General features: G+C 42.7%; 17 protein-coding genes. 11 read left to right on the forward strand and 6 right to left on the reverse strand.

Annotated elements, in window-relative coordinates; genetic code table 11:
* Positions 1-92: 92 nt before the first annotated feature.
* Entirely contained in the window at positions 93-293 is a 201-nt protein-coding gene (locus PSE83_RS18675) for a hypothetical protein (RefSeq protein WP_036958857.1), read from the reverse strand.
* 325 nt (positions 294-618) lie between these two features.
* Here PSE83_RS18675 and secE point away from each other — a divergent pair, with 325 nt between their 5' ends.
* From secE to PSE83_RS18720, 9 genes are all read left to right on the forward strand, one after another.
* The gene (secE, locus tag PSE83_RS18680) at positions 619-1,005 is read left to right on the forward strand and encodes a preprotein translocase subunit SecE (protein ID WP_004265885.1); all 387 of its coding nucleotides are present in this window, start codon (positions 619-621) and stop codon (positions 1,003-1,005) included.
* Positions 1,006-1,551: a transcription termination/antitermination protein NusG gene (gene nusG, locus PSE83_RS18685; protein ID WP_004264378.1), complete on the forward strand. Its 546-nt coding sequence runs from the start codon at positions 1,006-1,008 to the stop codon at positions 1,549-1,551.
* 158 nt (positions 1,552-1,709) lie between these two features.
* The gene (gene rplK / locus PSE83_RS18690; protein WP_004264379.1) at positions 1,710-2,138 is read left to right on the forward strand and encodes a 50S ribosomal protein L11; all 429 of its coding nucleotides are present in this window, start codon (positions 1,710-1,712) and stop codon (positions 2,136-2,138) included.
* A 4-nt stretch (positions 2,139-2,142) separates the two neighbouring features.
* Positions 2,143-2,844: a 50S ribosomal protein L1 gene (gene rplA / locus PSE83_RS18695; protein WP_004264380.1), complete on the forward strand. Its 702-nt coding sequence runs from the start codon at positions 2,143-2,145 to the stop codon at positions 2,842-2,844.
* 334 nt (positions 2,845-3,178) lie between these two features.
* The gene (gene rplJ, locus PSE83_RS18700) at positions 3,179-3,676 is read left to right on the forward strand and encodes a 50S ribosomal protein L10 (RefSeq protein WP_004264381.1); all 498 of its coding nucleotides are present in this window, start codon (positions 3,179-3,181) and stop codon (positions 3,674-3,676) included.
* A 60-nt stretch (positions 3,677-3,736) separates the two neighbouring features.
* Entirely contained in the window at positions 3,737-4,102 is a 366-nt protein-coding gene (rplL, locus tag PSE83_RS18705) for a 50S ribosomal protein L7/L12 (protein WP_004264384.1), read from the forward strand.
* A gap of 360 nt (positions 4,103-4,462) precedes the next feature.
* Positions 4,463-8,491, forward strand: a complete 4,029-nt coding sequence (gene rpoB / locus PSE83_RS18710) for a DNA-directed RNA polymerase subunit beta (protein WP_004264386.1) — start codon at positions 4,463-4,465, stop codon at positions 8,489-8,491.
* Between the two features lie 108 nt (positions 8,492-8,599).
* Positions 8,600-12,823 (forward strand): DNA-directed RNA polymerase subunit beta', encoded by a 4,224-nt coding sequence (gene rpoC, locus PSE83_RS18715; RefSeq protein ID WP_004264390.1) that lies wholly within the window; start codon positions 8,600-8,602, stop codon positions 12,821-12,823.
* A gap of 216 nt (positions 12,824-13,039) precedes the next feature.
* The gene (locus tag PSE83_RS18720; RefSeq protein WP_004264394.1) at positions 13,040-13,990 is read left to right on the forward strand and encodes a hypothetical protein; all 951 of its coding nucleotides are present in this window, start codon (positions 13,040-13,042) and stop codon (positions 13,988-13,990) included.
* A gap of 71 nt (positions 13,991-14,061) precedes the next feature.
* On the opposite strand, the gene dcuC is transcribed toward PSE83_RS18720, so the two are convergent.
* Together dcuC and pepT are read right to left on the reverse strand one after the other, a co-directional pair.
* The gene (dcuC, locus tag PSE83_RS18725; RefSeq protein ID WP_004264398.1) at positions 14,062-15,435 is read right to left on the reverse strand and encodes a C4-dicarboxylate transporter DcuC; all 1,374 of its coding nucleotides are present in this window, start codon (positions 15,433-15,435) and stop codon (positions 14,062-14,064) included.
* The gene (gene pepT, locus PSE83_RS18730; protein ID WP_196725485.1) at positions 15,432-16,685 is read right to left on the reverse strand and encodes a peptidase T; all 1,254 of its coding nucleotides are present in this window, start codon (positions 16,683-16,685) and stop codon (positions 15,432-15,434) included. Before pepT ends, dcuC begins: the two co-directional genes overlap by 4 nt.
* Positions 16,686-17,575: 890 nt before the next feature.
* Between pepT and PSE83_RS18735 the strand changes: the two genes are divergently transcribed.
* Together PSE83_RS18735 and PSE83_RS18740 are read left to right on the forward strand one after the other, a co-directional pair.
* Positions 17,576-19,135 (forward strand): sulfatase-like hydrolase/transferase, encoded by a 1,560-nt coding sequence (locus tag PSE83_RS18735; protein ID WP_094962838.1) that lies wholly within the window; start codon positions 17,576-17,578, stop codon positions 19,133-19,135.
* Positions 19,136-19,259: 124 nt separating this feature from the next.
* Positions 19,260-19,979: an oligogalacturonate-specific porin KdgM family protein gene (locus tag PSE83_RS18740; protein WP_004264412.1), complete on the forward strand. Its 720-nt coding sequence runs from the start codon at positions 19,260-19,262 to the stop codon at positions 19,977-19,979.
* Between the two features lie 174 nt (positions 19,980-20,153).
* Here PSE83_RS18740 and PSE83_RS18745 read toward each other — a convergent pair whose 3' ends face one another.
* From PSE83_RS18745 to kduI, 3 genes are all read right to left on the reverse strand, one after another.
* Positions 20,154-21,221: a glycoside hydrolase family 88/105 protein gene (locus tag PSE83_RS18745; protein ID WP_004264422.1), complete on the reverse strand. Its 1,068-nt coding sequence runs from the start codon at positions 21,219-21,221 to the stop codon at positions 20,154-20,156.
* 17 nt (positions 21,222-21,238) lie between these two features.
* The gene (gene kduD / locus PSE83_RS18750; protein WP_036958862.1) at positions 21,239-21,994 is read right to left on the reverse strand and encodes a 2-dehydro-3-deoxy-D-gluconate 5-dehydrogenase KduD; all 756 of its coding nucleotides are present in this window, start codon (positions 21,992-21,994) and stop codon (positions 21,239-21,241) included.
* Between the two features lie 68 nt (positions 21,995-22,062).
* A complete protein-coding gene (gene kduI, locus PSE83_RS18755) occupies positions 22,063-22,893 on the reverse strand; it encodes a 5-dehydro-4-deoxy-D-glucuronate isomerase (protein ID WP_096865042.1) in 831 nt (276 codons plus the stop codon).
* Positions 22,894-22,899: the final 6 nt, after the last annotated feature.

Genomic DNA, 22,899 nt, shown 5'->3' on the forward strand with positions numbered 1-22,899 from the left:
CCGCTCTTTCTGAATAAGAAAGAACCACTTAGTAAAAAAGGGCGTCTAATAGACGTCCTTTTTATACGTTGCAAAATTCAGACGTTGCAAAATTAAGAACCTATCTCATCAATCATTTGTATAATTATTGGTGAGATAGGCTCTGAAACAACGAATTGATAACTGTGCGGGCTACTTTGCGCAGTTATATGAGATTTATTAAGGTTTTGCTCGGAAGATATGGTATATTTTACTGCTGCCACAAAAAGAAAGTCACTTTCTTGATTGGTGTAGTTAAAAAATTTACTGGGCATGCTGAAATTCCTGCAAAATGGAATAGCACTTGTGAAATGGGTAGCACTTGTAAAGTGATAGTACTGACGTACACGTAGTACTTGCGAAATAAAATGTTACTGCAACTTGTTATTTTTGCAGAACGAATAACGCTAATTACCTCCATTAACAAGGCTAATTACTTTTTAGATCGCAGGTGATGCTATTGATATCCCTATCAAATTTTTGCAGGCTTAGTTTGTAGTAATTGAGGGATATGTTGGCATATTCTATTGGTTTGGCTTGGTTGTCTTACCTTTGTAAACAAGCAAGCTTTGTACATACTTCATGGTAACAGGTTGAATTATGAGTGCGAATAGCGAAGCTCAAGGAAGTGGACGCAGTGCAGACATCTTCAAGTGGGTCATTGTCTGTGCCTTATTAATAATTGCTATTGTTGGTAATTATTACTTCCGTCAATATAATCTCGCGCTGCGTGCTTTTGCAGTTGTGGCTGTTGTCGCTATTGCAGGTGCTGTCGCTTTATGGACCACAAAAGGTAAAGCAACACTGGCGTTTGCACGCGAAGCTCGCGTCGAGATGAGAAAAGTCATTTGGCCTACTCGCCAGGAAACATTACAAACTACTTTAATTGTTGCTGCAGTAACGGCTGTAATGTCATTAATACTGTGGGGACTAGATGGTATCCTGGTGCGTTTAGTTTCATTTATTACAAGCCTGAGGTTATTCTAAATGTCCGATTCACCTAAAAAGCGCTGGTATGTCATTCAGGCATTCTCTGGTTTTGAAGGTCGCGTAGCACAATCTTTACGTGAACATATCAAATTACATGCTATGGAAGATTCTTTTGGCGAAGTTATGGTTCCAACAGAAGAAGTTGTTGAAATCCGTAGCGGTCAGCGCCGTAAGAGTGAACGTAAATTCTTCCCAGGCTATGTCTTAGTCCAAATGGTCATGAATGATGACTCTTGGCACTTAGTGCGTAGTGTACCGCGTGTAATGGGGTTCATTGGCGGGACGTCAGATCGTCCAGCGCCAATTAGCGATAAAGAAGTTGATGCTATCATGAACCGCTTACAACAAGTTGGTGATAAACCACGTCCGAAAACACTGTTTGAACCGGGTGAAATGGTTCGTGTTAGCGAAGGTCCGTTTGCTGACTTTAACGGTGTGGTTGAAGAAATTGATTATGAAAAGAGCCGCTTGAAGGTTTCTGTTTCTATCTTTGGTCGTGCAACTCCAGTCGAATTGGATTTTGGTCAGGTAGAAAAAGCCTAATCTAAACGACAAAACTGACTTGCAAAAGGCGTGAAATTTGACTACAATTTCGCGCCTTTTGTTTTTATGTTCGGCGCAAATTAATGTGCGGGGCATGTTTAATGTAACGGGGAGCCTTGCAAACCGTAAGGCGCTATCACCCATCTAGAGGAAATATCATGGCTAAGAAAGTTCAAGCCTACGTTAAGCTGCAAGTTGCAGCTGGTATGGCGAACCCAAGTCCACCGGTTGGTCCAGCACTGGGTCAACAAGGTGTTAACATCATGGAATTCTGTAAAGCGTTCAACGCAAAAACAGACAGCCTGGAAAAAGGTTTACCAATTCCTGTTGTTATTACTGTTTACGCAGACCGTTCTTTCACTTTCGTTACCAAAACTCCACCTGCAGCAGTTCTGCTGAAAAAAGCAGCTGGCGTTAAGTCTGGTTCAGGTAAGCCGAACAAAGACAAAGTTGGTAAAGTGACCTCTGCTCAGATTCGCGAAATCGCTGAAACTAAAGCTGCGGACATGACTGGTGCTGATGTTGACGCAATGATGCGTTCAATTGAAGGTACTGCTCGTTCCATGGGCCTGGTAGTGGAGGACTAAGACAATGGCTAAACTGACTAAGCGCATGCGCAATATCCGTGAAAAAGTTGATGCAACTAAACAGTATGACATCAATGAAGCCGTTGCACTGCTGAAAGAATTAGCAACTGCTAAATTCGTAGAAAGCGTTGACGTAGCTATCAACCTGGGCATCGATGCTCGTAAATCTGACCAAAACGTTCGCGGTGCAACTGTACTGCCACACGGTACTGGCCGTTCAGTTCGCGTTGCTGTGTTCGCACAAGGTGCAAACGCTGAAGCTGCTAAAGCTGCAGGTGCTGAACTGGTAGGTATGGAAGATCTGGCTGATAAAATCAAAGCTGGCGAAATGGACTTTGACGTTGTTATTGCTTCTCCAGATGCAATGCGCGTTGTTGGCCAATTAGGTCAAGTTTTAGGCCCACGTGGTCTGATGCCAAACCCGAAAGTTGGTACTGTAACTCCAAACGTTGCTGAAGCAGTTAACAATGCTAAAGCAGGTCAGGTTCGTTACCGTAATGACAAAAACGGAATCATCCACACCACTATCGGTAAAGTTGATTTCGACGCTAACAAACTGAAAGAAAACTTAGAAGCACTGCTGATCGCGCTGAAAAAAGCAAAACCAGCTTCTGCTAAAGGTGTTTTCATCAAGAAAGTTAGCCTGTCCACCACTATGGGTGCAGGTGTTGCTGTTGACCAAGCTGGTCTGTCAGCGACAGTTTAATTGCTATAGCTTCGGCTAATTGGTAATTAGGCTTTACCTTTGCGTCAAATTTGTATAAAATTTGACGCCTTGAGTTTGTTGGGTACACAAAATGTATCCAACAAACCACGAATTTCGGTATGGAGTCTGGCCTTTCCAGACCCCGTCCAAGACCGCAGGTGTGGTTTATTAGTTATAATAGCTACTTAATTTACCTGCGTAGACGGTGACAGAGATACCTAGAATTTAATTCTGGATTCTATTCTGCTCACCGTGTTTTAGCGCTCTTACATAATGTTGTGTTTGAGTGATGTGAGTCCCGGGTTTTCCCGGTTAATCCAGGAGCAAGAAGCTAATGGCACTAAATCTTCAAGACAAACAAGCGATTGTTGCTGAAGTCAGCGAAGTAGCCAAAGGCGCGCTTTCTGCAGTTGTTGCTGATTCACGCGGCGTAACTGTAGCAAAAATGACTGAACTGCGTAAAGCAGGTCGCGAAGCAGGCGTTTATATCCGTGTTGTTCGTAACACACTGATCCGTCGTGCTGTTGAAGGTACTTCTTACGATGTACTGAAAGACGTGTTTGTCGGTCCAACCTTAATTGCTTTCTCTAACGAACACCCGGGCGCTGGCGCTCGTCTGTTCAAAGAGTTCGCGAAAGCGAATCCAGCATTTGAGATTAAAGCTGCGGCCTTTGAAGGTGAGTTAATCCAAGCGAAAGATATCGATCGTCTGGCAACTCTCCCAACTTACGATGAAGCAATCGCACGCCTGATGTCAACCATGAAAGAAGCCGCTGCCGGCAAATTGGTTCGTACTCTGGCTGCTCTGCGCGATCAGAAAGAAGCTGCATAAGCCCTTTCCTTCGTTGCTTTTTAACGTATAAACTATTTCTGAATTTTAGGAACACTTGTTATGTCTATCACTAAAGACCAAATCCTTGATGCAGTTGCAGAAATGTCTGTAATGGACGTTGTTGAACTGATTACTATGATGGAAGAAAAATTCGGCGTTTCTGCTGCTGCAGCTGTTGCTGTTGCTGCGGGCCCAGCTGAAGCTGCTGAAGAAAAAACTGAATTCGACGTTGTACTGTCAGCTGTTGGCGGTAACAAAGTTGCAGTTATCAAAGCAGTTCGTGGCGCAACCGGTCTTGGCCTGAAAGAAGCTAAAGATATGGTAGAGTCTGCTCCAGCGACCATCAAAGAAGGCGCGAGCAAAGACGAAGCTGAAGCTCTGAAAAAATCTCTTGAAGAAGCAGGCGCTTCTGTTGAACTTAAATAAGTTCAATTGCAAGAACGCAGCCTAATCTAATTAGGCTGACGGCTGGTGATTTTTTTAATCACCAGCCTTTTTGCGCTGTAAAGCGTGATGGGTGTTAACAGCTTTTCACGCAGTTTTAATGTTAACAACAACCCTCCAATACTTCTTTCTATTGACGACTTAATATACTGTGTTCTTCGCTACGACCCGCTCGGGTAGCTCGGTAGCAATGGCAACGCAATGAAATGATTTAAGAGTAATAGCAATGAGTATTAAGGAAAGTATTCATTTTCCGTTTCTTATAAAAAAACGCGTTGCGGTTCAGTCTCTTATACTAAGAGCTAACCACTTGGGTCACTGATCAACGAGCTGAGGAAACCTATGGTTTACTCCTATACCGAGAAAAAACGTATCCGTAAGGACTTTGGTAAGCGTCCACAAGTTTTGGACATACCTTATCTCCTTTCTATCCAACTTGACTCGTTCCAGAAGTTTATCGAGCAAGATCCAGATGGCCAGAATGGGCTGGAAGCAGCTTTCCGTTCTGTGTTTCCAATTCAGAGCTACAGCGGTAATGCTGAATTACAATATGTCAGCTATCGTTTAGGCGAGCCTGTTTTTGATGTTAAAGAATGTCAAATTCGCGGTGTAACTTACTCTGCGCCTTTACGTGTGAAATTGCGTCTCATCGTTTATGAGCGTGAAGCACCGGAAGGAACTGTTAAAGACATCAAAGAACAAGAAGTCTACATGGGTGAAATTCCACTCATGACTGAAAACGGAACTTTCGTTATCAACGGTACTGAGCGTGTCATCGTTTCTCAGTTACACCGTAGTCCTGGTGTATTCTTCGACAGCGATAAAGGTAAAACACACTCTTCAGGTAAAGTGCTATATAACGCACGTATTATCCCTTACCGTGGTTCATGGCTTGATTTCGAATTTGACCCGAAAGATAACCTGTTTGTACGTATTGACCGTCGCCGTAAATTACCTGCGACCATTATTCTGCGTGCAATGGATTACAATACCGAAGAAATCTTAAATCTGTTCTTCGAAAAAACTGTATTCCAAATCCGTGATAATAAACTGATGATGACGCTGGTTCCTGAGCGTTTACGTGGTGAGACAGCTTCATTTGATATCGAAGCGAACGGTAAAGTCTATGTAGAAAAAGGCCGCCGTATCACTGCACGTCACATTCGTCAGTTAGAAAAAGAAGAAGTGAATAGCATCGAAGTTCCTGTTGAATATATCGCAGGTAAAGTCGTTGCTAGAGACTATATTGATGAAAGTACCGGTGAGCTGATTTGTGCAGCGAACATGGAACTTTCTTTAGATATGTTGGCACGTCTGAGCCAGTCTGGTCATAAAACAATCGAAACATTGTTTACCAATGACTTAGACCACGGTGCTTACATTTCTGAAACCGTTCGTGTCGACCCAACTAACGATCGTCTGAGTGCATTGGTAGAAATCTACCGCATGATGCGTCCTGGTGAGCCGCCAACCCGTGAAGCCGCTGAAAACCTGTTCGATAACTTATTCTTCTCTGAAGATCGTTACGACTTGTCTGCAGTAGGTCGCATGAAGTTCAACCGTTCACTGAACCGCGAAGAAATCGAAGGTTCAGGTATCCTGAGTGAAGAAGACATCATTGATGTTATGCGTAAACTCATCGATATCCGTAATGGTAAAGGCGAAGTGGATGATATCGACCACTTAGGTAACCGTCGTATTCGTTCCGTTGGTGAAATGGCAGAGAACCAATTCCGTGTCGGTCTGGTTCGTGTTGAGCGTGCAGTGAAAGAGCGTCTTTCTCTGGGCGACCTCGATGCATTAATGCCACAAGATATGATCAACGCGAAACCAATTTCAGCCGCAGTTAAAGAGTTCTTTGGTTCCAGCCAGCTGTCCCAATTTATGGACCAGAACAACCCGCTGTCTGAAATTACGCACAAGCGTCGTATCTCTGCGTTAGGCCCAGGTGGTCTGACTCGTGAGCGTGCGGGCTTCGAAGTACGTGACGTTCACCCAACTCACTACGGTCGCGTTTGTCCAATCGAAACGCCTGAAGGTCCAAACATCGGTCTGATCAACTCATTATCTGTTTATGCACAGACCAATGAGTACGGTTTCTTAGAAACCCCATACCGTTTAGTCCGCGATGGCTTAGTAACAGACGAAATCCATTATTTGTCTGCAATTGAAGAAGGTAACTTCATCATTGCTCAGGCAAACACCGTTTTAGGTGATGATGGTAGCTTTGTTGAAGAACTGATTACTTGCCGTAACAAAGGTGAATCAAGCTTATTCAGCCGTGAACAGGTTGAATATATGGACGTTTCGACTCAACAGGTTGTTTCTGTTGGTGCGTCACTGATCCCATTCCTTGAACACGATGACGCCAACCGTGCATTGATGGGTGCGAACATGCAACGTCAAGCGGTTCCTACTTTACGTGCCGACAAACCATTAGTTGGTACAGGTATGGAACGTGCAGTAGCGGTTGACTCTGGTGTTACTGCTGTTGCAAGACGTGGTGGTTCGGTTCAGTACGTTGATGCTTCTCGTATCGTTATCAAAGTTAACGAAGATGAGATGTACCCAGGCGAAGCTGGAATCGATATTTATAACCTGACTAAATATACTCGTTCTAACCAGAACACCTGTATTAGCCAGATGCCTTGTGTATCTTTAGGTGAACCTGTTGAACGTGGTGACGTGTTAGCGGATGGTCCTTCAACAGACCTCGGCGAATTAGCACTTGGTCAAAACATGCGCGTGGCATTCATGCCATGGAATGGTTATAACTTCGAAGACTCCATCTTAGTTTCTGAGCGTGTTGTTCAAGAAGACCGTTTTACAACTATTCATATTCAAGAGCTCTCTTGTGTGTCTCGTGACACTAAATTAGGGCCTGAAGAAATCACTGCAGATATTCCAAACGTCGGTGAAGCTGCTCTGTCTAAACTTGACGAATCCGGTATCGTGTATATTGGTGCGGAAGTGAAAGGCGGCGACATTCTGGTTGGTAAAGTAACACCTAAAGGTGAAACTCAACTGACTCCAGAAGAGAAACTGTTACGTGCTATCTTCGGTGAAAAAGCATCAGACGTTAAAGACTCTTCTTTACGTGTTCCTAACGGTGTATCTGGTACGGTTATTGACGTACAAGTATTTACCCGTGACGGTGTAGAGAAAGACAAACGTGCATTAGAGATCGAAGAAACTCAGTTACGTGATGCGAAGAAAGACTTAACAGAAGAGCTGCGTATTTTCGAAGCTGGCCTGTTTGCACGTATCCGTTCTGTACTGGTTAACGGCGGAATTGAAGCTGAAAAACTGGACAAACTGCCTCGCGACCGTTGGTTAGAGTTATCTTTAGCAGACGAAGAGAAGCAAAACCAGTTAGAGCAATTAGCTGAACAGTATGACGAACTGAAATCTGAGTTCGAGAAAAAACTCGATGCAAAACGTCGTAAAATTACTCAAGGTGATGACTTAGCACCGGGTGTACTGAAAATTGTTAAGGTTTATCTGGCTGTTAAACGTCAGATCCAACCGGGTGATAAAATGGCGGGTCGCCATGGTAACAAAGGTGTTATCTCAAAAATCAACCCAGTTGAAGACATGCCTTACGATGAAAACGGTAACCCAGTTGATATCGTTCTGAACCCGCTGGGCGTACCATCACGTATGAACATCGGTCAGATTTTGGAAACCCACTTAGGGATGGCAGCGAAAGGTATTGGTGAGAAAATCAATGCTATGCTTAAACAGCAAGAAGAAGTTGCCAAACTGCGTGAGTTTATCCAAAAAGCATACGATTTAGGTGATGATCCACGCCAGAAAGTTGATTTGAACACTTTCACTGACGAAGAAGTTATGCGTTTGGCTGAGAACCTGAAAAAAGGTATGCCAATTGCAACACCAGTATTTGATGGTGCGAAAGAGAAAGAAATCAAAGAACTGCTGAAACTGGGCGGTCTGCCGACTTCAGGTCAGATTACATTATTCGATGGTCGTACTGGCGAGCGTTTTGAGCGTCAAGTTACTGTCGGCTACATGTACATGCTGAAACTGAACCACTTGGTTGACGATAAGATGCATGCCCGTTCAACAGGTTCTTACAGCTTGGTTACTCAGCAACCGCTGGGTGGTAAAGCGCAGTTCGGTGGTCAGCGTTTCGGGGAGATGGAAGTGTGGGCACTGGAAGCATACGGTGCAGCCTATACTCTTCAAGAAATGCTTACAGTTAAATCGGATGACGTTAACGGCCGTACGAAGATGTATAAAAACATCGTCGATGGTAGCCATCAGATGGAACCTGGTATGCCGGAATCTTTCAACGTATTGCTGAAAGAAATCCGTTCACTGGGTATCAACATCGAGCTGGAAGACGAGTAATTCGTTTTATGCCGGAAAGCTTGCTTTCCGGCACATGTAAGCACTGGGATTTGGGGAGAGTGTCTTTGAACACTCACCTGACAGGTCTAACTCCGACAGGAGCATTTTGTGAAAGACTTAATAAAGTTTCTGAAAGCGCAAACCAAGACCGAAGAGTTTGATGCTATCAAGATTGCTCTGGCATCACCTGATATGATCCGTTCATGGTCATTCGGTGAAGTTAAAAAGCCAGAAACCATTAACTACCGTACGTTCAAACCTGAACGTGATGGTCTTTTCTGTGCGCGTATTTTCGGGCCAGTAAAAGACTACGAATGTCTGTGCGGTAAGTACAAACGTTTAAAACACCGTGGTGTGATTTGTGAGAAGTGTGGCGTTGAAGTTACACAGACCAAAGTCCGTCGTGAGCGCATGGGTCACATTGAACTTGCATCTCCGACTGCACACATTTGGTTCTTAAAATCACTGCCATCCCGTATCGGTTTGCTGCTTGATATGCCACTGCGTGATATCGAACGCGTTCTGTACTTTGAATCATATGTGGTTGTTGAAGGCGGTATGACTAGCCTTGAGCGTGCACAGATTCTGACAGAAGAGCAATATTTAGATGCGTTGGAAGAGTTCGGTGACGAATTTGATGCGAAAATGGGTGCGGAAGCAATCCAAGGCCTGCTGAAAAACCTCGATCTTGAGAACGAGTGTGAAACGCTGCGCGAAGAGTTAAATGAAACTAACTCTGAAACTAAGCGTAAGAAGCTGACCAAGCGTATCAAACTGCTGGAAGCATTCATTCAATCTGGTAACAAACCAGAGTGGATGATCTTAAACGTATTACCAGTATTACCACCGGATCTGCGTCCATTAGTTCCACTGGATGGTGGTCGTTTCGCAACATCAGATCTGAACGATCTGTATCGTCGCGTAATCAACCGTAATAACCGTCTGAAACGTCTTCTGGATCTGGCTGCGCCAGACATCATCGTACGTAACGAAAAACGTATGCTGCAAGAAGCGGTTGACGCCCTGTTAGATAACGGTCGTCGTGGTCGCGCAATCACTGGTTCTAACAAACGTCCTCTGAAATCTTTGGCAGATATGATCAAAGGTAAACAAGGTCGTTTCCGTCAGAACTTACTTGGTAAGCGTGTTGACTACTCAGGTCGTTCTGTTATCACCGTAGGTCCATACCTGCGCCTGCATCAGTGCGGTCTGCCGAAGAAAATGGCTCTTGAGTTATTCAAACCATTTATCTATGGCAAATTAGAATTACGTGGTCTGGCTACAACCATTAAAGCTGCGAAGAAAATGGTTGAGCGCGAAGAAGCGGTTGTTTGGGATATCTTGGATGAAGTCATCCGTGAACACCCAGTCATGTTGAACCGTGCACCAACACTTCACCGTCTGGGTATCCAAGCTTTCGAACCTATTCTTATCGAAGGTAAAGCTATCCAATTGCACCCACTCGTTTGTGCGGCATATAACGCCGACTTCGATGGAGACCAAATGGCGGTACACGTTCCTCTGACTCTGGAAGCTCAGTTAGAAGCACGTGCGTTGATGATGTCAACCAACAACATCCTGTCACCTGCAAGTGGTGAGCCGATCATCGTTCCTTCTCAGGACGTTGTATTGGGTCTTTACTACATGACACGTGACTGCGTAAACGCGAAAGGCGAGGGCATGGTATTAGCCGGTCCTAAAGAAGCTGAGCGTGTTTACCGTTCAGGTCATGCGTCACTGCATGCCCGCGTTAAAGTCCGTATCACTGAAGAAGTAAAAGATTCGGAAGGTAACATTACAATCAACACTGGTTTAGTTGACACCACTGTTGGTCGTGCAATTTTATGGATGATCGTACCGAAAGGTCTGCCTTATGCTCTGGTAAACCAAGCGTTAGGTAAGAAAGCTATCTCCAAAATGCTGAACACCTGTTACCGTGTTCTGGGCCTGAAGCCTACTGTTATTTTTGCTGACCAAATCATGTATACCGGTTTTGCCTATGCGGCACGTTCTGGTGCATCAGTTGGTATCGACGATATGGTTATTCCAGAGAAAAAAGCTGGGATCATCGCCGAAGCAGAAGCTGAAGTTGCAGAAATTCAGGAACAGTTCCAGTCTGGTCTGGTAACAGCAGGCGAACGTTACAACAAAGTTATCGATATCTGGGCAGCAGCAAACGAACGTGTTGCTAAAGCGATGATGGAAAACTTGTCGACTGAAGCGGTTATTAACCGTGATGGCGTCGAAGAACAACAAGTTTCTTTCAACAGTATCTTTATGATGGCCGACTCCGGTGCTCGTGGTTCTGCAGCTCAGATTCGTCAGCTAGCAGGTATGCGTGGTCTGATGGCTAAGCCAGATGGCTCGATCATCGAAACACCAATCACGGCAAACTTCCGTGAAGGTCTGAACGTTCTTCAGTACTTTATCTCTACGCACGGTGCGCGTAAAGGTCTTGCCGATACCGCATTGAAAACAGCGAACTCCGGTTATCTGACTCGTCGTTTAGTTGACGTTGCACAGGACTTGGTTGTGACTGAAGACGACTGTGGAACTCATGAAGGTATCCTGATGACTCCGGTTATCGAGGGTGGCGACGTTAAAGAACCACTGCGTGAGCGTGTATTGGGTCGTGTGACTGCAGAAGATATCCTGATCCCAGGAACGGCAGACATTCTGGTTCCACGTAATACATTACTGCACGAAAAACTGTGTGACCTGTTAGAAGCTAACTCAGTCGACAGCGTTAAAGTTCGTTCAGTTGTAAGTTGTGAAACTGACTTCGGTGTGTGTGCTCACTGTTATGGTCGTGACCTTGCTCGTGGTCATATCATCAATAAAGGTGAAGCTATCGGGGTTATCGCGGCACAGTCAATCGGTGAGCCGGGTACACAGTTAACGATGCGTACGTTCCACATCGGGGGTGCGGCATCTCGTGCGGCGGCAGAATCTAGCATTCAAGTCCGTAACACAGGTACCCTGAAACTGGTTAACGCTAAATTCGTTACGAACTCAGAAGGCAAACTGGTTATTACTTCACGTAATACAGAACTGCGTCTGATTGATGAATTCGGTCGTACGAAAGAAAGCTATAAAGTCCCTTACGGTGCGCACTTGACGAAAGGCGATGGCGATGCAGTAACGGGCGGTGAAACTGTTGCGAACTGGGATCCACATACAATGCCAGTCGTCAGTGAAGTATCGGGTATTATCAGCTTCTCTGACATGCTTGATGGCCAAACAATGACGCGTCAGACTGACGAATTAACCGGTCTGTCTTCAATCGTTGTTCTGGATACTGCGGAACGTACCAGTGGTGGTAAAGACCTGCGTCCTGCACTACGTGTTATTGACGCAAATGGTAACGATGTTCTTATTCCTAACACGGACATGCCTGCTCAGTACTTCTTACCGGGTAAAGCAATTGTTCAGTTAGATGATGGCATCGCAATCAACGTCGGTGATACCTTAGCGCGTATTCCACAAGAATCTGTGGGTACTAAAGATATCACGGGTGGTCTACCACGCGTAGCTGACTTGTTCGAAGCACGTCGTCCGAAAGAGCCTGCAATCTTGGCTGAAATCAGCGGTATTATCTCGTTTGGTAAAGAAACCAAAGGGAAACGTCGTCTGGTTATCACACCATTAGATGGTAGCGATCCGTACGAAGAGATGATCCCTAAATGGCGTCAACTCAACGTGTTCGAAGGTGAGATCGTTGAACGTGGTGACGTGGTTTCCGATGGTCCAGAATCTCCACACGATATTCTGCGTCTGCGTGGTGTCCATGCTGTTACGCGTTATATCACTAATGAGGTTCAGGAAGTTTACCGCTTACAAGGCGTTAAGATTAACGATAAACACATTGAAGTTATCGTTCGTCAGATGCTGCGTAAAGTGACTATCGCGGATGCAGGAAGTTCTGAATTCCTCGAAGGTGAACAAGTCGAGTACTCACGTGTTAAAGTTTCTAACCGTAAACTGGAACAAGAAGGCAAAATTCCAGCGAACTTTGCTCGTGATCTGTTGGGTATTACTAAGGCATCTCTGGCAACAGAATCCTTTATCTCAGCAGCATCGTTCCAAGAAACGACACGCGTACTGACTGAAGCCGCAGTTGCGGGTAAACGTGACGAATTACGTGGTCTGAAAGAAAACGTAATTGTTGGACGCCTGATCCCAGCAGGTACTGGTTTTGCGTATCACCAAGACCGTATCCGCCGCCGTCATCTGAACGACGTTGTGGATGCACCACAAGTCAGTGCAGACGAAGCAACAGCAAACTTAGCTGAGCTGTTAAATGCAGGTTTTAGCAGTGACAACCAGAACTAATTTCTGATTTCACTGTAAAACGCCTGACAAAAGCCAGTGCCGAAAGGTACTGGCTTTTTTTATGTCTTAGGTTTATCTGAATATGTAACGCGTATTTCTATTTTTAAAATATATCCAGCAGTAAAAAAAATGAATAATAAATTGCTTGGCTAAAAATAAACGGTAATAAAAATTATTTTTAAATTATTTAATAGGAATAAATAAAAGGAATATGCGATGGATAAAAAAAAGACAAATGAACAGGTTGATGTGAATCAAGCTAATCTCTCGGCTTATCATGGAATATTATCAGACTCATTAGGGGCCATAAATACATCTCAGATAGTGACGGGAAACGGGCAAATTGCATTAGATTTAGTTGTTGTTATTGATACTAGTGGCTCAATGTCTGATGAGGCAGGGGATTTAAGTAAACAGATTGATGCGACGATTGAGGCGGCATCAGCAAAGTGTCCATCTCACCTTCGGGCGACATTTTTAGGTATCGAAGGGACTTGGGCAAATACGAAGTTTGATCAATCTGCCAGTGAATATTTAATTAAGATCGGTGCGAACGAAAGGGATCTACAAGCAAGATTACCGTTTAAAGAATCCGATGGACGAGATCATGCTGGAAATAAAGAAGATTTATGTCGTGCGGTTATTGATATTAGTAAACACTTTGATTGGCGAGATGATGCGCGTAGGGCTATTTTTGTGCTGGGTGATGAAGGGATGGAAGGTGGCGGTGGAATTCTTACTCGTGCTGCGATTGCAAAAAATAATGAAGCCATATCTGTCGCTCAAGAAAGAGGAATTAAGGTGTATACCTACCAAGGTACACCGGATGATAGCCCAACAAATCTAGATCGTTTTCCGACTCTTGCTGATAGAGATAACGTGACGAGGGAGTATGAACGACTAGCCAAAGAAACCGACGGACGTGCGTACATTTACACCACAGGGATTGCAAATTTCTCGTTGGTTTTACAGGAAATATTATGTGATAGCTTAATACCACCAGCCAAACCAGATCGAAGGCTTTCAGAGTGTGATTCTGTCTGTGAAAACTTGCCACTCATTATAAATACTGTGAATACATTGTCTGATATTATAAAAAAGACCATAGATTCTTGCTGCCCTGATCCCAAGCATGATGACCACTCAGATTGTCAGTGTAAACATTAGAATTGGTTTGCTAGAAAAAGTAAAAGCGGGAATATTTCCCGCTTTAATTATGTGAATGGTAAATATAGTAATTAGTAAAAAATACCAATGATCGCACAGTGAGCCACAAAACCTACCATCAGCGGCACGGCGGTTCGTTTTACCACATCAAATGGCTGCAGTTTTGCACCACTGGATACGGCAATGATTACCCCCGCGACTGGGGACATACCTCGGCCCATGTGTGAGGCTTGTTGCATTGGTAAAATCATTGCAATAGGGTTAACGCCCATACTATGTGCAATTTGTGGAATTAACTCAACGAACGCGAGGAATGGCGCATTACCTGAACCCATAATAATAGCAGCGGCAAGTGTGACGAGTGCGAACACAATCGCCATGGCAAATGGTGGCAAGCCGACGGATTCAGCACCTAAAATCAGTTGGTCAATTGCTCCACTGACTTTAATACCATGAGCGAACACTCCAGCGGCAACCAATAAGCCGACCACATTACTGAATGCATGACCCATACCATTTAGAAATGTTTGGAAGCCATTACAAACCGCTTTAAAATTACGTACGCGAAGTGTTTCAATCACCATGCAAATGGCCATCGCAATCAGCACGATAGTCACAACATCTAAGTGAATACCGGAAAAGAACAAATTGGACGTTCCTACTGCCATAATAATGGGGAGCATAGGAAGAAGTGCATAATATCCAGGAACTGACTTAGTAATTTCTTCTTTTTCATGTGACTGAACGGCTTTACCAATTTCAGGTACGAAACCTTGTTTTCGGTCACAGTGACGTTGCCAGAAAATATGGGTAATACCGACGACCAATACAGTGGCTAATGCCGCTGGCCCTTGATAGTAAAGCACATACTCAACGACAGACATATCGACCGCTTTCGCACCACGAATGGCATCAATCGCGGTTGGTGTATAAGCCACCCCAAGAGAAGTTGCGATAACCCCAGCCGCAGAAGCAGGTGATAATCCCAAACCAATCATAATTGGGAACATGGTTCCCATTAATAATACGGCTAAGCCTGTTGCTGATGGGATAGCTAACTGCAAGATACTCGCCAGCAAGAAAGAGAAAAATAGCAGTACATAAGGGGAACGCATATTTTTCAGTGGCTTAGTTGCAACACGTACTACCGCTTCATTGGCACCGATATGGTCCATATAGTGCGCAAAGCCCATCAATGCCATGATCATTAAACCGAGATCCGCTGCGCGGCTACTGAATAAATCTCGCATGACTTCAAATGGGTCGAGCCAAGTGATACCGGTGGTGGCGACATTTTTAGGGAGGATAGGACCCCAACCAAGGGCTAGGGTGAATATCATCAATACTAAGCCAGCGATTAATAGTACTGGCTCAGCTTTGTACCCCTTCAAAATAAATCGCGCAACCAAAACAACGATAATCAGAACCGTTAGAATTGGGATCATGCTTTAGCTCCTGGTTTGAAGCGTTCTGCGGTGATTTGTACCACTTGTTTTAATACATCGCTGGCGGCATGTAGGGATTTAACGGGTAAATATTCATAGATTGAATGGAAGTTATGTGCGCCTGTGAAGATATTAGGGCAAGGCAATCCATTTTGCGATAATGCAGCTCCATCATAACCCCCACGCATAGGAATGACTTTTGGAGTGATACCACAAGCTTGGTAGGCATCAACGGCAATATCAATAGGGTAACGGTTATCACCTTGTAGGCTATTGTAAACGTTAGAGTAGCGGTCTGATAGCTTACAAACAACACTTTCGCTTCCCCAAAGGCTTTCGCAGCTCTCTGCTAATTGTTTTAAGAAAGCCATACGTTTGCGATAGCCGTCTTCGGTAAAATCACGCACATCCATTTTTAAAACAGTACGGGCGCTGTTACCTGACATTTGTTTCACCCAATAATAGCCTTCGCGTCCATCGGTATACTCAGGAGCTTCACCACCCGGTAACATGGCAATAAATTTTTGTGCCATTAATAATGAGTTAACCAGTTTGCCTTTTGCGGACATTGGATGAGCCGATTTACCCGTAAAGATGATTTCGGCATCACCTGCGTTCCAGTTTTCATACACCAGTTCACCGATACCGCAGCAGTCCAAAGTATAGGCAAAATCAGCACCAAACTCTTTAACATCAAAGACTTTTGCGCCACGGAGGCCTTGCTCTTCATCTGGAACGAAACCAATTTTAATGGTGCCGTGCTTAATTTCTTGATTTTGCTTAAAGTATTGCAGCATATCCATGATAGAGGCAATTGCCGCTTTATCGTCAGCACCTAATAGGCTAGTTCCATCAGTGACAATTATGTCATCACCAATGTAATTCACTAATTCAGGGAACTCACTCTTACGTAGATAAATATTAAGTTCTTTATTCATGCATAAATCTTCACCGGTGTATGGCAAAATTTGTGCTTTAGTATCATTGGTTTGTTCTGCGCTAGTGTCTAAATGGCCGAAGAAAGCGACGGTTGGGACATCATAATCAAGATTGGAAGGCAAAGTTGCGGTGACAATAGCTGTGTCACGCAGCTTAATATCTTCAACGCCCAGAGCTTCTAACTCTTGGACCAGCTGTTTCGCAAGGACGCGTTGTCCTTCTGAGGAAGGCATAATTCCTGCCGCACCCTTTTCCCTATCAGTGGTGGTGTTAATTTTGGTATAAGAAATAAACCGCTCAACAATATTCATTCTTTTTATTCCCCAGCATCTTATAGAATGCGTTTTACATTAGTTATATCTGTGGCTGTAATTTCATTTCACAGTATTATTCTTGTATCACAATTAAAGATATTCTGAATATCAGACCTGTTGAATTTTTCTAAGAAATGCTAGTGAGAATATAAAATTGATAATTAATAGTGGCATTATTCGAATAATGAATTAAAATGGGCGACTTTACTCCTGCCTTATTTTTCGTCTTAAATAATATTGTTAAATTATTGATATTAAATCGTAAGAATATTCTTTCGTAATGTGTTTTTTATTTAACACCTTATTTTAAACTTATCCTATCTTAAATTTAATTAATATATATTGCTGTTAGATGTTCAAAAGATAATTTTTCCTAGAAATAAAAATTTTTAATTAGCAAAATTAATAGAAAATTAGATGGAATGAATGCTTAAAATCATATTTTGATATTTTATTTCTTTGCCTTTCATTTAGATAATTGAATCAATTTTATACTGACTGTTTTTTGCAGGATGGTGATAAAAATTTTCTTTTGTCTTGTTTCGTATTACCTCTACTTTTTTACATTGAAAGCAAATGAAGATTTACTGGCAGGTATTTCTTCGTCATTTGATATGTAATTTTCAAGCAAAATTTTACTTCTGTGCTCAGCATCTCTGAATTATTTATTTTTATTAAAAATCAGTATGTTAATTTTGATTGTCATAAGTTTGCATCATATCTTTATTGTGGGGAAATTGACTTATTTTCTACGAATTGATTACTTTTTGTGATCTCCACTTGAATTTTGATATTTTCGATCACTTACTTTTTGATATTATGCAAAAGTATAAATAATATGTATTAATCAAAAACGAAAGAAAACGTAAACAAAAGAGGATGAAGCAATGACTGTTTCGCGCAGAACCTTTATAAAAGGATTAGCAGCCAGCGGTGCAGCAATGTCGGTTTCTAGTCCCATTTTAGCCAATGATGGAAAACCTTCAAATGTTAAGCCTTACCGACCCGATAACGCCCCTAACTTATTGATAGTATTCCCTGATGAGATGCGTGCCCACGCATTACAATTTATGGGAGAAGATCCGTCAATTACCCCTAATTTAAATAAGTTTGCCAAACAAGCGAAAGTCATGACGCAGATGGCATCCAATTACCCATTATGTTCCCCATTCCGTGGCATGTTTATGACTGGGCAATATCCTGTTCGTAACGGTATTACAGGCAACGCACATGATTATGGTGGAAAGGTAGGGATTGATTTATCACCTTATGCCAATTGTTGGTCTGATGTTTTGAAATCATTGGATTACAGCACGGGGTATATTGGTAAATGGCATTTAGATGCGCCATATGCACCTTTTATTGAAAGCTATAATAACCCAATGGAAGGTCGTTATTGGAATGAATGGGCTGCTCCAAACCGCCGCCATGGCTTTGATTTTTGGTACTCCTACGGCACATATGATCTGCATATGAAACCGATGTATTGGGCCAATAATACACCACGGGAAAAACCGATTTATGTAGACCAATGGGGACCAGAGCACGAAGCGGATATGGCCATAAAATTCTTACAAAATAAAAATGGGCAGTACCGTGATAATACCAAGCCATTTGCGCTGGTTGTTTCTATGAACCCTCCGCATTCACCGTATGACCAAGTTCCACAAAAGTATCTCGATGCCTATAAAGGAAAAACCTCGCAAGAGTTAAATACTCGGCCAAATGTTAAATGGGATGTGGAATACCAAGAAGGCTATGGACCTCAATATTTCAAAGAATATCTGGCGATGGTAAACGGCGTTGATGAACAATTTGGTCGCATCGTTGATGAGCTTGAAAAACAAGGTCTTGCGGATAATACATTGGTTGTTTTTTTCTCTGATCATGGTAGTTGTCTTGGCGCAAATGGCCAGCCGACAAAAAATAACCCTTATGATGAGTCGATGCGTGTTCCGATGATGTTTCGGTTACCGGGTAAAATTCAACCAGGGCAAGATGATGCATTAATGTCAGCGCCGGATATCTACCCAACGATTCTAGGTTTGTTGGGGTTAGAGCAATGGATCCCTGGTTCAGTTGAAGGAAGTAATTTAGCTGAACGTGTAGTCACTGGTGAGGGGGAAGTCGCTAACTCTCAACTTTATTTATTTATTCCGTATGGTGAACCTTCGTTTGGTAAACGTGGCGTGAGAACGAAAACGCATACATTGGTTATTGACCGTCAGGATGGGCAACCACTGAAATATACGCTTTATGATAATGTAAATGATCCTTATCAAATGAAAAATGTGGCAGATGAGAACAAACCCATTATTGATAAATTAATTAAAGAAGAGCTTATACCGTGGTTAGAAAAAACCGGTGATTCTTGGAGACCAACAGAGTTTATTACAGCAACAACAAATAAATTAAATAAAAAAGTTTCAGCTTGTGAAGTTAAATAAATCATTTTTTGCCACCTAATAAACTAGGTGGCATTAATTAAAAAAAATGAAAATATTATTCTCTAATAAAACAGGGAATCACTATCCTCGTGCTTAAATAGTACACAGCTTTGGAATAAAGATAATGAAAAAATTAATTATTGCTAGTGCAGTGTTATTTTCAATTTCATCACAATATGCTCTCGCAAATAACTATAAAACAACAATTGAATATCGTCATCAATATTTAGATGCATCAGGGAAAAGCGGAGATAGAATTAAAGCTTTTTTGGATACAGGGAAAAATATTGGATTTGAGTTAGATGCACGCTATGGAAATAAAGATGGTGCTTATGACGCAATGAAAATTGATGGTTCGGAATTTTCAGCTTTTTATTATACAAAATTGAATCCAAATTTAGTGGGGCTTGTCGGTGCTTCTCTTGATTTCGATAAATTAGGTTTAGTTTATGTTCCTTATGTCCGTTTAAATTATACATTCGATAATGGTATTCGTTTACAAGGCCGTTATAAATGGAAAGTGTGGGATTATGGTCAAGTAGGAGAAAATGGCAGTAATTATCACTCTAAAATCCAAGAGTTTGATAGCTGGATAGGTTACAAATGGGGTAACTTAGATTTACAGTATCAATTGGATTTAATGTGGGAAATGGCTGACAACGCTCAACCTCTTTACAATGATAAAAAATTCGATTATCAACACAACGTTCGCCTTCGTTATGATATTAAAGCAGATGATGGTGCGTTATGGCGCCCATTTGTTGAAGTGGGCAATGTGAAAGAAAATAGGTTTTCAAGTGACCGTCAAACACGATTCCGTGTGGGTATTCAATATACTTGGTAATATCATTTTCATATAAATATATATTTGCCCACGAGTGATCGTGGGTTTTTTATTGCCGGTTTGCAAAGAAGAGAAAAGAATAAATACTGAAAAACAAGAAAAATGGCCAATAAATTGGCCAAAAGAAAGTAATGAAATGACAATTTGAGCAATGGTAAATCGGGTTGTAATGAATTAAATTTTGAGTTTAATAACTTCACTTGCTGCTAATAAATAGGCTCCAGCTCCATAATCCATATTATGGTCATATTTGACATCTCGTGGGTTGAACGCCGGAAGCTGTACCCAACCTAGCATTCCATTGGGGTGAATACAGTTTTGTAGTGCACACCATGATTTTTCGAGCAGAGGCAGGTAGCGTGCTTCTTCCAGTAAACCTTGGTTTAAGCCCCACGCTAATCCATAGCAAAATAATGCAGTGGCACTACTTTCAGGGGCAGGGAAGCTTTGGGGATCAAGTAAACTAGTGCGCCAGAAACCATCTTCTTGTTGGTATTGAATGACAGTTTCCATTAGCTCGGTAAATAAATTTACATATTGCTGGCGGGCAGGGAACTCTTTAGGTAACGATTGTAAAATACGTGGGATAGACGCAATGACCCAACCAATACCTCGGCTCCAAAATACTTTTTCACCATTTTTTTCACGTAATTCACCACCCTTGCCATCAGGAATGTAGCGATAATCGCGATAAATTAAGCCAGTTTCAGGATCACGCAAATGTTCTATCGCATCCCAATAAGCGGTATGCATGTAGTCTAAGTAGCGATTGTCATTTGTTTTAGCTGATAACGCGGCAAAAGCAGGGGGAGCCATGAAGAGTGCATCACACCACCACCAGTCTTCTCGACCTGGTTTTGGCTCTACTAACATAAGGTTGAATGCATTAATAGTGGGTTCAAGGACTTCTGGATGATCAAATTGCGAACTTACAGCTAAATAGGCTTGAGTACAGACATGGTCATCGGCAAAACGTGGGTTAGGTCCTGTACGAAATCCAGTATGTAATGTGTAATCCAATACACCAGCGAGATATTCGTTATCCTGTGTTGCTTGCCATGCAGCAGCAACACAAGACCACAGAACACCACGTTCCCAGTCCGTATCTTTAATAAAACGGGTTTTGCCACTACGACGAAGTACACTGCGTACTTGGTTTTTTGATTGATAACGGTAAACCCGTTTCATATCATCTAAAACCGTATTACGTTGTAATAGTTTTGGTAATGATGATTGTTCCATTATTTTCTCCAGATGGGTTAGCGAGCTAACCAGCCACCATCAACAGCAATGGTATAACCATTAATATAGTCACTTGCTTTGGAGGCTAAAAAGATGGCTGGCCCTGCTAAATCCTCAGGAGTTCCCCAACGGCCCGCAGGAATGCGCTCTAAGATAGCTGCGTTGCGATCCGCATCAGCGCGCAGTGCTGCCGTGTTGTCTGTTGCCATGTAACCTGGGGCAATCGCATTCACATTAATGTTGTATTGGGAAAGCTCAGTAGCGAGAGCACGAGTGAGCCCCATGACGGCTGACTTACTTGCAGTGTAAGATGGAACCCGAATACCACCTTGGAACGAGAGCATTGAGGCAATATTAATAATTTTCCCACCATTACCTTGCTTCACGAATTGGCGTGCAACACGTTGAGATAAAAAGAATAAGGTTTTTTGATTAATATTAATCACATCGTCCCAATCTTTTTCACTAAACTCTAATAAGTCTTCACGGCGAATAATACCCGCATTATTGACAAGGATATCAATATGGCCCATGGCGGATACCGCATCATCAACCAAAGTTTGTAACCCGTCTTGTTCCATTAAATTCATAATAATGTAGTGAAACTTACGGCCTAAAGCTTCGACTTGAGCGCGTGTATCAGGAGCATCTTGGATGCCAACTCCAACAATATCTGCGCCTGCTTGTGCTAAACCAATTGCCATTCCTTGACCTAAACCAGTATTACATCCAGTGACAATCGCAACTTTTCCTGTTAAATCAAATAAGTTCATCTGTACCTCACTTACGATGTGGCAGTACTGCCACATCGTTTTTTATTATGTTAAAAAAGATAAAAGGGTTATTTCAGATCTTTCATGGCGACATGATCCATATCGTGGAACACCTGATTTTCCCCAACCATTCCCCAAATAAATGTATAAGCAGCAGTTCCCACGCCTGAGTGAATAGACCAACTTGGGCTAATGACGGCTTGTTCATTACGAACAACAATGTGGCGTGTTTCCGAAGGCTCACCCATATAATGGAAAACAACGTTGTCTTCTTTCATATTGAAATATAGATACACTTCCATGCGACGTTCATGGGTATGGCATGGCATGGTATTCCATAAGCTACCGGGCTCGAGTACTGTCATGCCCATTGATAATTGGCAGGTTGGTAAAATAGATGGGTGTAAGAATTTATAGATGGTACGAACGTTACAATTCTCTACATTACCTAATTTTTCTGGTGAAGCTTGTTCGATAGTAATTTTGCGTGTTGGGTAGGTATGGTGTGCAGGTGCACAGTTCATATAAAAACGTGCAGGGGTAATCGCATCAGTACTGATAAACTCGACAGATTTGGCTCCCATACCAATATAAATAGCTTCTTTTGGTGCGATATCATAGGATTGGCCATCAACGATAACTTGACCTGCGCCCCCAATATTAATTGCACCCAGCTCACGACGCTCAAGAAAGAACTCAACGCCTAATGCTTTTCCTGCCATTAGAGCGAGTGGCTTTTGTGTTGGAACAATGCCACCCACAATAATGCGGTCGATATGGCTATAAGTGAGATTCATTTCCCCTTCACGGAACAAGTTCTCGATCAGGAACTGTTTGCGTAAGCCTTCTGTATCAAGTGTTTTTGCATGCTCACTGTGAATTGGTTGACGAATTTCCATTATAAA

Origin of the sequence: Providencia sp. PROV150 (assembly GCF_028481025.1) — a bacterium.
Taxonomy (GTDB): domain Bacteria; phylum Pseudomonadota; class Gammaproteobacteria; order Enterobacterales; family Enterobacteriaceae; genus Providencia; species Providencia hangzhouensis.